Raw genomic sequence first — 9,817 nt, forward strand, 5'->3', positions numbered from 1 at the left:
CTCCTTCCAGGCGAGGTGGTAGACGGTGCTGATGTCACCGTCGGTGGAATCCATGGTCATGTAGCTCGTGGCGGCCGGGTTCGACGTGCCGGCGCTCACCCGGAGTTCGGTGTTGATGTTGAAGTTCCGCTGCACGCCGCAGGGCGCCCACACGAGCTGCGCCCAGTCGGTGTTGTCGGTGGCCTGCCAGTTGTCCTCGTACGGCCCCCGGAAGGAGTGCGTCCGGGACGCGGTGTTCGGCGAGCCCTGGAAGTAGTACGAAGCCTTCTCGGTGCTGCTCGCGCCGGGCTGGAGTGACGCGTAGCCGCGGTAGTCGGCGCTGGCGATCGCGTAGGTGAAGCCCTGGGGCACGTGCACCAGGAGGTTGAGCTGGCAGTTCCGGCGGGCTGCCGTGGGCGCGGAGTTGCCGCCCACCTGTGCCAGGTACTCGCTGTACGTGACGGTGAAGGCGGTGTTGTCCTCGGACACGGCGATGGCCGCGGTGCCCAGGGGGCAGCCGGAGCCGTTCACCGTCGCGATGTCGATGACGATCCTGTCCGGGGGCGGGTCCACGATCGACGACGGGCTTGCCTGTGTCGGCAGGGCCGAGGCGAACAGAGCGGCGACCGCTCCGCCGATGAGCAGGGGGACTCTCATGACTTCTCCCATCCGGTGGTTCGCTGCGCCACGGGGGTGGTCCAACCGGCAACGGTTGAACTATCATGTACATGTCAGTTGCGTGGCCGGGGCTCCCGCCGGTGCGGGCGGGGGTGGTCGAATGCTAGGCGCCCGGGTACGGCGGGGCAGGGGGGTGCCCGGCCAACAATGCCCCTGTGAACGGACCTCCTTGTGGCGCGGAACAGTGGTTGGCGCACCCTGAGCCCCAGAGGAACCGGGGGTCCCAGGGATAACGCCTCGCCTCAGCTCTCCGCGGTGGCCAGGAACTGGGTCGCGGCGAGCTCCGCGTACAACGGGTCGACGGCGACGAGTTCGCGGTGCGTGCCCACGGCCCGCACCCGGCCCGCGTCCATGACGACGATGCGGTCGGCCATGGTGACCGTGGACAGCCGGTGGGCGACGACCATCACGGTCGTGGTGCGGGCGACGTCCGCCACGGTGTCGCGCAGCGCGGCCTCGTTCACGGCGTCGAGCTGGCTCGTGGCCTCGTCGAGCAGGAGCAGTCGAGGACGGCGCAGCAGCGCGCGGGCGATCGCGACGCGCTGGCGCTCGCCGCCGGACAGCTTGGTGCCGCGGTGGCCCACAAGGGTGTCCAAACCCTTGGGGAGCCGCTCGACGAGACCGTCGAGCCGGGTGGTCCCGAGCACGCGCAGTACGTCCTGCTCGTCGGCGTCGGGGTTTCCGAGCAGCAGGTTGTCGCGCAGGGTGCCGGAGAGGACCGGCGCGTCCTGCTCGACGTACCCGATCGCGGCACGGAGCCGGGGGATCTCCCAGGTGTTCAGGTCGCGGCCGTCGAGGGTGATCCGTCCGGCCTCCGGGTCGTAGAACCGCTCGATGAGCGAGAAGACGGTGGTCTTGCCCGCGCCGGACGGGCCGACGAAGGCGGTCATTCCTCGCTGCGGTACGGAGAAGGTCACGCCGTGGTGGACGTGCGGCAGGTCGTCGGCGTACCGGAAGCGGACGTCCTCGAAGGCCAGTGCGGCGGGCTCCGCGCCGGGCGCGGGCAGCGGCGCGGGCGCGGCGGGCGGCTCGGCCGGGAGCTGCAGGGCCTCGCGGATCCGGGCCAGGGCGCCGGCCCCGGCCTGGTACTGGGTGACGGCGCCGACGACCTGCTGGATGGGTGACATCAGGTAGAAGACGTACAGCAGGAAGGCGACGAGAGTGCCGACGTCGATCGCGCCGGTGGCGACCCTGGCGCCGCCGACCGCGAGCACGGTGATGAACGCGATCTGCATGGACAGGCCGGCGGTGTTCCCGGCCAGCGCGGACCACTTCGCGGCCCGAAGGCTCTGCCGCCAGGACTCCTCGGCCGCCGCGTGCACGGCCTGCTCCTCACGGTGCTCGGCGCCGGACGCCTTGACGGTACGCAGCGCGCCGAGGATGCGCTCCAGCGATGCGCCCATCGCCCCGACGGCGTCCTGCGCCTGCCTGCTGGCCTTGTGGATGCGGGGCACGAAGACACCGATCACCGTGCCCGCGCCCAGCACGACGCCGAGCGTGACCGCGAGCAGCACCGGGTCGACCACGCCCATCATCACCAGCGTCGCGACGAGCGTCAGCCCGCCGGTTCCGAGACCCACCAGCGAGTCGGTGGTGACCTCGCGCAGCAGGGTCGTGTCCGAGGTGACCCGGGCCATCAGGTCGCCGGGTTCGCTGCGGTCCACGGCCGCGACGCGAAGGCGCAGCAGATACGACGACAGGGTGCGCCGCGCGCCGAGGACGACCGACTCCGCGGTGCGCTGCAGGACGTACCCGCCGAGTGCGCCGATGGCCGCGTTGGCGACGACGAGGGCCGACATCAGCAGCAGCGCGCCGGCGATCGGACGGTCGTCGGAGAGCGCGTCGATCAGGAACTTCGCCACCAGCGGCAGGGCGAGCCCGGTGGCTCCGGTGACCAGCGACAGCACCGCTCCGAGGAGCAGCGTCCAGCGGTGCGGCCGCACGTAGCCCAGGAGCATGCGCCAGGCGGGCGTGTCCGCTGCGGCCGGCTCACCGCCCGCGGACCGGTCCCGCGGTGCGGGATCGGTGGGCGGGGCGGACTCTGTGGTGGTGGCCACGCGTGCTCCTCGTCGTCGTGCCGTGCCGGGTGGGGCGGCCGGGGTCCGCCCCGGGCGGGAGGAGGCATCCAGGTACGTCCGAGCCGGGAGGGTACGGGTCGTGGGTGGGCCTCCAGGAACCCAGACGCGGTGCGGGGCGGGGCGGTTGAGGACGCCGGCCGCCGTGTCCGCCCCCGTGACGTCGGCACACTCCCCGTGACGTCGGCACACCGGGCGGTGGCCGTGGTTCGGTCGGGTCACGGCACTCGGAAGCGGGCCGCGCGGGCACTCCGGGTGCTCGGCCGAACGGGGGTTTCCGGGCGTGGACCGGTGCCGGGGTCGCCGTGGCGGGTAGAGCGGCGCCCATGAACCGAATGGAACTCAGCAGCACCGCGTTCGACGACAACACGATGATCCCCCTCCGCTACAGCGGGGAGGGGGAGAACGTCTCGCCGCCCCTGCACTGGTCCGGAGTGCCCGAGGAGGCCACGGAGCTGGTGCTGCTGTGCGAGGACCCGGACGCGCCGGGGGAGACCTTCCTGCACTGGCTGGTGACCGGCATCGATCCGGGGACCGGCGGGGTGCCGGAGGACACGAAGCCGCAGGGCGGGCTGCCATGGCCCAACGGCTTCGGACGCATGGGCTGGGGAGGGCCGATGCCTCCGCCCGGCCACGGTCCGCACCGCTACTTCTTCCGCCTCTACGCCCTGTCCGAGCCGCTGCCCCTCCAGGGCCACCCGGGCGTCGAGGACGTGCACGGGGCGCTGAAGGGCCGGGAGCTGGCCTCCGCCACGCTCCTCGGGACGTACCAGCGCTGAACGCGTCACCCGTGGTCAGCGCCGCGGGTGACCCGGGACGCCACGCACCGGAACGCGGCCGTCAGTCCGTGAAGGACCCGTGGCGGCCCGCCCCGTCCGCGAAGCGTGCGGCTCCCGAGAGGGTTTCGCCGGCCGACAGCGGAACCATGCCGTGACGCAGTTCGGCCGCCAGCGCCTCCGGTTCGGGGAGCCCGTACTGCTCCCGTACCGAGAGTCGGTCGTGGCGCAGGCAGAGCTGCGGGAACGCGGCGATCTCCCCGGCGAGTTCCTCGGCCGCCCGCCGGGACCGCCCCGGGGGTACGAGACGGTTGGCGAGGCCGATCTCGTACGCCTCGGCGGCCGGGACCGGGCGGCCGGTCAGGATCAGGTCCATGGCGCGGCTCTCGCCGATCAGCCGGGGCAGCCGGACCGTACCGCCGTCGATCAGCGGAACGCCCCATCGCCGGCAGAACACCCCGAGGACCGCGTCCTCCTCGACCACGCGCAGATCGCACCAGAGGGCCAGTTCGAGCCCGCCGGCCACGGCATGACCGGCGACGGCCGCGATGACCGGCTTGGTCAGGCGCAAGCGGGTCGGGCCCATCGGGCCGTCGCCGTCCGGCTTCACCCGGTTCCCGTGTTCCGTGCCGATGGCCTTGAGGTCGGCGCCCGCGCAGAACGTCCCTCCCTCACCCCAGAGCACCGCGACCGACGCCGTGTCGTCCGCCTCGAACGCCCGGAACGCATCGGCCAGTTGTCGGGCCGTCGGTCCGTCCACCGCGTTGCGGGCGGCGGACCGCGACAGCACCACGGTCGTCACCGGCCCGTCCCGCTCCACGCGTACGGCAGGGGCCGCCGGGTCGACCGGGGCAGCTGGGGATTCGGTCATGGGGGCATTCTCCTGTGCCCGCGGCCCGACGACCAGAGCGCCGATCACCACATGGGGAAGGGGCCCGTCTCACGGCGCCGAACCGATGTCGCCGAGGCCCTCGACACCGCCGAAGCTCCAGGCCTCGATGTCGCGGTAGCGGATCGGCCCGGGGCCGCGGCCGAAGTTGCTGCCGACCAGGTGCAGTCGCCCGGCAGGCCAGGGGCGGCCGGTGAACGCGGCGAGTCCGGCGGCGGTCTCCACCACGGGCGCGGTTTCGTCGCGGCGCGCTCGGGCGAGCGTGAGGTGCGGGCGGAGCGGCCGGTCCGCGAAGGAGACACCGCACGAGCGGACCACGGCCCGCACGTCGGAGGCGAGCAGGTGCAGACCGTCGAGGTCTCCGTCGATCCCGCTCCAGAGCACCCGCTCGTCGAAGTGCCCGCCGCCGCGCAGCGCCAGTTCCAGGGGGCGGCGGGCCGACGCGAGTTCGGCGAGCGGCGGCCGCAGGAGCGGCACGGCCGCGGCCGGGAGTTCCCCGAGGAACGCCAGCGTGATGTGCCAGTCCTCGATCCGGTTCCATCGCAGGTCCGGGTACGCCTCGTAGGCGGGCCGCAGCGCCCGCGCCAGCTCGTCCTTGGCGTCGTCGGGAGGGGCGAGCGCGACGAACACCCGAATGGTCGAGGAGTGGTTCTGATCGTTCACAGAGCACTTCGTACCTCACCTTGAGCGGTTCGGTCATCTTTCCCCTGTGGTGCTCAGTCGACGAGCACTCCGGGGTTGAGGATGCCCCAGGGGTCGAGCGCGCCCTTCGCGGCACGCAGAGCGAGGGCGAAGGGATCGGGGCGCTGGCGGTCGTAGCCCGGGCGGTGGTCGCGGCCGACGGCGTGGTGGTGGGTGATCGTGGCGCGATGGCGGTGCAGCACCTCACTCGCCACGGCCTTGAGGTCGTCCCAGAAGGCGACCTCGTCGCCGGGGCGGCCGGCGGCCAGGACGGTGAAGTACGGTGCCGCGCCGTCCGGATAGACGTGGGTGAGGCGGCAGTTGACGGTCGCCGGGTGGCCGGTCGCCTTCAGCGCGGCCTCGCCGACCTCCGTGCGTACCGCTTCGATCAGGGCGGGGATCCGGTCCCAGGTCGCTGCCGTCTCGAAGGTCTCCGCCACGGCCCCCATCCTGGCCAGACCGTCGCGGAGGTAGGGCATCCGCAGGAAGGCCGAGCGCCAGGCGCTCACGGCGGCGTCGGCGGGCGCGCCGTCCGTCGAGGGGGAGGCGGCCGTCCGCCGGCCGCCGTGGGAGCGGGCCAGGTCGACGGCCTGTTCCAGGCGGGCCGTGACCGGTCCGTGCGCCGACTCGAATCCCAGGACGAGTACGGCGGAGCCGTCGTGCGCGGCCCCGGACAGCGCGGCCTCTCCGGAGTCCAGCAGTCGGCAGTTGGCGGGGGAGAGGTCGGACTGCGCGAGGGCGCGTACCGCTTCGAGGGCGGCGTGGAAGCCGGTGAACGAGAGGGACGCGGACGCCTTGTGGGCGGGCCGCTCCTGCAGCCGCACCCACGCCTCCGTGATGACGCCGAGTGCTCCCTCGGAGCCGAGGAACAGCCGGTCGGGGGAGGGTCCGGCACCCGACGCGGGCAGCCGCCACGAGGCGCTGGTACCGGCCGGGGTGACCACGCGCAGGGACTGGACGAAGTCGTCGATGTGCGTGCGGCCGGTCGCGTAGTGGCCGCCGGCCCGGGTGGCGAGCCAGCCGCCCAGGGTGGAGAACTCGAAGCTCTGCGGGAAGTGCCGCAACGTCAGGCCGTGCGGCCGGAGCTGGTCCTCCACGCCCGGACCGAGCGTGCCGGCCTGAACGCGTGCGGCCCGGCCCAGGGTGTCGACCTCCAGGACGCGGTCCATGGCGGTCAGATCGAGGGACATCACGGCGCGGTGGGCGTCTCCGCGGTACTCCACGCCCCCCGAGACCGAGGACCCGCCGCCGTACGGGACGACCGCGGCCTGCCGCTCGCCGGCCCAGTCCAGCAGGTCGGCCACCTCCCGGTCGTCCGTCGGACGTGCGACGAGGTCGGGGATGCGGCCGGGGCGCCCGCGCAGGGCGCGTACGACATCGCGGTACGCCTTGCCCATGGCGTGCGCCGCGCGTTGCCGGGGGTCGGTGTCGACCAGGTGGGCGAGGCTCGCGGGCGGCTCGACGGCGGGGTTCTCGATGCGCAGGTCGCAGACGCGCGGAACGGGGAGCGGGCGGGCGAGGGTGCCGGGGAGCAGGGCGCCCATCGCGGCGCACTCCGCGTCGTCGGGATGCGCGTCCTCCCACCCCCAGCCCCACCAGGAGCGGGTACGCCGGTGGGGAACGGGCTGCGTCGTCGTGCCGGACATGGGTGCGCTCCCGAGGTCGCGGACGGAACTTACCTGACGGTAAATTACTTACTGATAATATCGGCGCATGGCAACCCCCCGCTCGAAGGCAGGCACCAAGGGAGTTCCGCGGCACCACCGTCAGCAGCAGATGCTGGTCGCCGCCACGGAGGAGTTCGGCACGCGCGGCTACGCGGCCGCCTCGCTCGCCGCGATCGCGGAGCGCGTCGGCGTCACCAAGACGCTGCTGCACCAGTACTTCGGTACGAAGGAGGACCTGTACCTCGCCTGTCTCGTCCCGGTCGGGGACCGGCTCCTGGACACCATCCGCACCGCGATGGGAGAGGACGGGACCACGGGCCGGACCCCCCTGCGCGTGCTGGAGAGCGTCTTCTTCGCGCTGGAGGGGCAGCGGGAGGCGTGGTTCGTGCTCTACGACACCTCACTGCCGGCCGGCGGCGAGGCCGCGCGCCGTGCCGCCGAGTACTGGACGGCCATCGACCGGCTCGCGGCAGGCGGCACCGCCGACCTGCTGCGCGCGACCGGATCCACCGACCCGCTGGACGCGGACGCGCTCCGGTACGTCTGGAGGGGCCTGGTCGCGACCGTCGTCCGCTGGTGGGTCAAGCACCCCGACGAGTCCCCCGAGGCCATGACCCGCCGCTGCGCCCGCCTCTTCGCGGCGGCCGCCGCCCTCACGGCCGACCCGGCAGGCTGAACCGGTCAGACCTCCGGGGGCGGCCGTCAGCCTTCCCGGCGTCACGGCGCGTCCCGGGGAGCGGGAGATCCGCTCCCGGCCGGCGGCCGGACCCGCCTGCCCGCCCGCTTTCCGTGCCATGGCGTACGTCGGTTCATCTCTTGTGTGACGAGATGGGGTTGGGGGCATTCGGGTGGAGTGCGGGGCGGGCCGCAACTGCTCCCGGTGCTTTCGTAGTCGTCCCCGTCAGTTGCACCACGAACTGAGGAGGCACTCATGACCGGGTTCCAGGGTTTCGCCGCCGGCACCGCTGAGCTGCTGGATCTCGACCCGTACCGGTTCCCCGCCATGCTCATGGCCGAGGAGCCCGAGGAGACGTCCATGGCCCGCGGGGTCATGGAGTTCGGCGACTACGTCCTGCCCGCCCCGGCGCCGGAGAGCCGTCTGTCCTTCCCGCTGGCGCCGGCCGACCGCCGCCGGCTCGAACTGCACGCCGCGCTCACCACGGCGGGCATCGCGCCCCTCCCCGGCGACCTCGGCGCCATCGAGGCGCTGTGCGGGCTCGACGACACCATCCACGACGCGCTTCTGCGCTGGATCACGCCGGAGCGGTGAGGAAGCCGGGTGTACGGGTCCGGCGGTGCGTCGAGGATGTGTGCCGTCGGGCCCGGCCCGACCGCCCAACCCTCGCGGAACAGGGGCGGTGGACCGTCCTGGTGACCGGTCCTCAGGACGTCGCACGGTGCCGGAGGGCGGGCTGCCAGGCGGGCACGGGCTCCTCCGGCGGGGCCTCGCTGTGGCGGCCGCCCCGGGCGAAGAACGCTTCGAGGGGCAGGATCGCGGCCCCGACCGTGACGGCGTCCGGGCCGAGCGTGCCCAGCTCGATACGGGTCCGACCGGCCGGGTAGCGCAGGGCGAAGGCCGCGGCGTACGGCTTGACCGTCTCCAGGAAGCGGGAGCCGAGCTGGAGGCCGGCCCAGCCGCCGACGAGGATGCGCTCGGGCTGGAAGAGGTTGATCAGGTCGGCGAAGCCGGCGCCCAGATACTCGGCGGTCTCCTCCAGAACGGCGAGGGCCGTCGCGTCGGGCTTCCTCTCCGCGCCGTGCGGCGGATAGGCGGCGGCGAGCATCGACGTCAGCGCGGTCTCCTCGTCCGCCCCCGCGGGAGGCCTGCCGCCCGCCTCCCGCCAGCGGTCGAGGAGTGCCTCGGCACCCGCGTACGCCTCCAGACAACCCTGGGAGCCGCAGCGGCAACGGCGCCCGCGCACCCGGACCGTGAGGTGGCCCCACTCGATCGCCCGGCCGGTGCCCGTGCCCTCGCCGATCACGCACGCGCCGACACCGGAGCCGAAGAGGACGACGACGGCGCTGGCGGTGCCGCGTCCGGCCCCGAACCACATCTCGGCCTGGCCGAGCGTCTTGGAGCCGTTGTCGATGTAGTACGGCACGCTCTCGGGCACCGCGCCGGTCTCCCGGAGCAGCCGCTCCAGGGGGACGGCGTCCCAGCCGACGGTCTGGCCGTGGACGACGGCGCCGTCCTCGGGTGTGTGGGCGACGATGCCCGGGACGCCGATGCCGACGCCGAGCAGCCGCTCCGGCGGCACGTCCGCCGCGCGCAGCACCGCGGCGATGCCGTCGCGCACGTGGTCGACCACGATGCCGACGTCGTACCGGCCGTGCGGGCCGGTGCCGTCGGCCGACAGCGGACTCTCCACGCGGGCCAGCTCGGTCAGGGCGAGGTCGAAGAGCTCGACCCTGATGCGTGTCTCGCCGACGTCGATGCCGATCATGCAGCCGCTGGCCGTGCTGACGCGGAGCAGGGTGCGGGGCCGGCCTCCGGCGGAGTCGACGCTGCCGGCCTCCTCCACCAGGCCCTCGGCCAGGAGTTCACCGACCACGTTGCTGACGGACCCGGAACTCAGCCCGGTGGCCGGTCCGAGCGTCAGGCGGCTCTGCGGCCCGTCGAAATACAATCGTCGCAGAACCGCGGTGCGGTTCTCCCGCCGCAGGTCACGCACTGTACGACTGCTCTTCGCTCGCACCCTGCCCCCTGTTCGTGAAGTCGCTCACCGCAAGATACCCCTGTCAGGGCCCTTGACGCGCCCTTCTATCGGTATTTAACTCACGCCCTAAATTAAGCCGGGGGGTCTATGGGGTGGGGGCGCGGGGCGTCTCGCCGGCTCCGCCTCCGTCGACTCCGCGCTCGGCTCCACCGGCGCCCCCGGCCAGGGCCCGGCCGCCGTCCCCCTGTACTCCATGGCGTACGCCCTCCTGACCGCCTCCCCCTCCTGGCCGGTGGCCGCCGTGACGGCGGACCCCGGCCCGCGTCCCCCCCTCTGGGGCATGGACCCTGCTCACGCGGGTGGTGGAGGGCGACCCAACCTGCCCGGGTTCTCCCGGGCGAGATCCAAAACCCCA

Annotated in this window: 9 protein-coding genes; 3 read left to right on the forward strand and 6 right to left on the reverse strand. The window is 73.3% G+C overall.

The features are described from left to right. Positions 1 to 636 (reverse strand): DUF4360 domain-containing protein (locus ACFUJR_RS00005; RefSeq protein WP_383450150.1); only part of this gene is annotated, 636 nt, incomplete at its 3' end. A 263-nt stretch (positions 637 to 899) separates the two neighbouring features. Continuing rightward, positions 900 to 2,615: an ABC transporter ATP-binding protein gene (locus ACFUJR_RS00010; RefSeq protein WP_383179367.1), complete on the reverse strand. Its 1,716-nt coding sequence runs from the start codon at positions 2,613 to 2,615 to the stop codon at positions 900 to 902. 443 nt (positions 2,616 to 3,058) lie between these two features. On the opposite strand from ACFUJR_RS00010, the gene ACFUJR_RS00015 reads away from it, so the two are divergent. Further along, positions 3,059 to 3,511, forward strand: coding sequence for a YbhB/YbcL family Raf kinase inhibitor-like protein (locus ACFUJR_RS00015; RefSeq protein WP_383179361.1), 453 nt, complete (start codon positions 3,059 to 3,061; stop codon positions 3,509 to 3,511). Between the two features lie 61 nt (positions 3,512 to 3,572). Here ACFUJR_RS00015 and ACFUJR_RS00020 read toward each other — a convergent pair whose 3' ends face one another. The 3 genes from ACFUJR_RS00020 to ACFUJR_RS00030 all read right to left on the reverse strand — a co-directional run bounded on the left by ACFUJR_RS00020 (position 3,573) and on the right by ACFUJR_RS00030 (position 6,724). Further along, positions 3,573 to 4,379 carry a crotonase/enoyl-CoA hydratase family protein gene (locus ACFUJR_RS00020; protein WP_383179358.1) on the reverse strand — a complete coding sequence of 269 codons (807 nt, stop codon included), beginning with the start codon at positions 4,377 to 4,379 and terminating at the stop codon, positions 3,573 to 3,575. Positions 4,380 to 4,448: 69 nt separating this feature from the next. Then, positions 4,449 to 5,060: an RNA 2',3'-cyclic phosphodiesterase gene (gene thpR, locus ACFUJR_RS00025; protein WP_383179356.1), complete on the reverse strand. Its 612-nt coding sequence runs from the start codon at positions 5,058 to 5,060 to the stop codon at positions 4,449 to 4,451. Positions 5,061 to 5,113: 53 nt separating this feature from the next. Continuing rightward, entirely contained in the window at positions 5,114 to 6,724 is a 1,611-nt protein-coding gene (locus tag ACFUJR_RS00030; protein ID WP_383179354.1) for an FAD-binding oxidoreductase, read from the reverse strand. A 67-nt stretch (positions 6,725 to 6,791) separates the two neighbouring features. On the opposite strand from ACFUJR_RS00030, the gene ACFUJR_RS00035 reads away from it, so the two are divergent. Both ACFUJR_RS00035 and ACFUJR_RS00040 read left to right on the forward strand, forming a co-directional pair. Next, positions 6,792 to 7,421 carry a TetR/AcrR family transcriptional regulator gene (locus ACFUJR_RS00035; protein ID WP_383179352.1) on the forward strand — a complete coding sequence of 210 codons (630 nt, stop codon included), beginning with the start codon at positions 6,792 to 6,794 and terminating at the stop codon, positions 7,419 to 7,421. Positions 7,422 to 7,676: 255 nt separating this feature from the next. Next, on the forward strand, positions 7,677 to 8,015 hold the full coding sequence (locus ACFUJR_RS00040) for a hypothetical protein (RefSeq protein ID WP_383179349.1): 339 nt from the start codon (positions 7,677 to 7,679) through the stop codon (positions 8,013 to 8,015). Between the two features lie 112 nt (positions 8,016 to 8,127). On the opposite strand, the gene ACFUJR_RS00045 is transcribed toward ACFUJR_RS00040, so the two are convergent. Beyond that, entirely contained in the window at positions 8,128 to 9,441 is a 1,314-nt protein-coding gene (locus ACFUJR_RS00045) for an ROK family protein (protein WP_383179346.1), read from the reverse strand. Positions 9,442 to 9,817: the final 376 nt, after the last annotated feature.

This window comes from Streptomyces sp. NPDC057271, assembly GCF_042668715.1.
Taxonomy (GTDB): Bacteria; Actinomycetota; Actinomycetes; order Streptomycetales; family Streptomycetaceae; genus Streptomyces.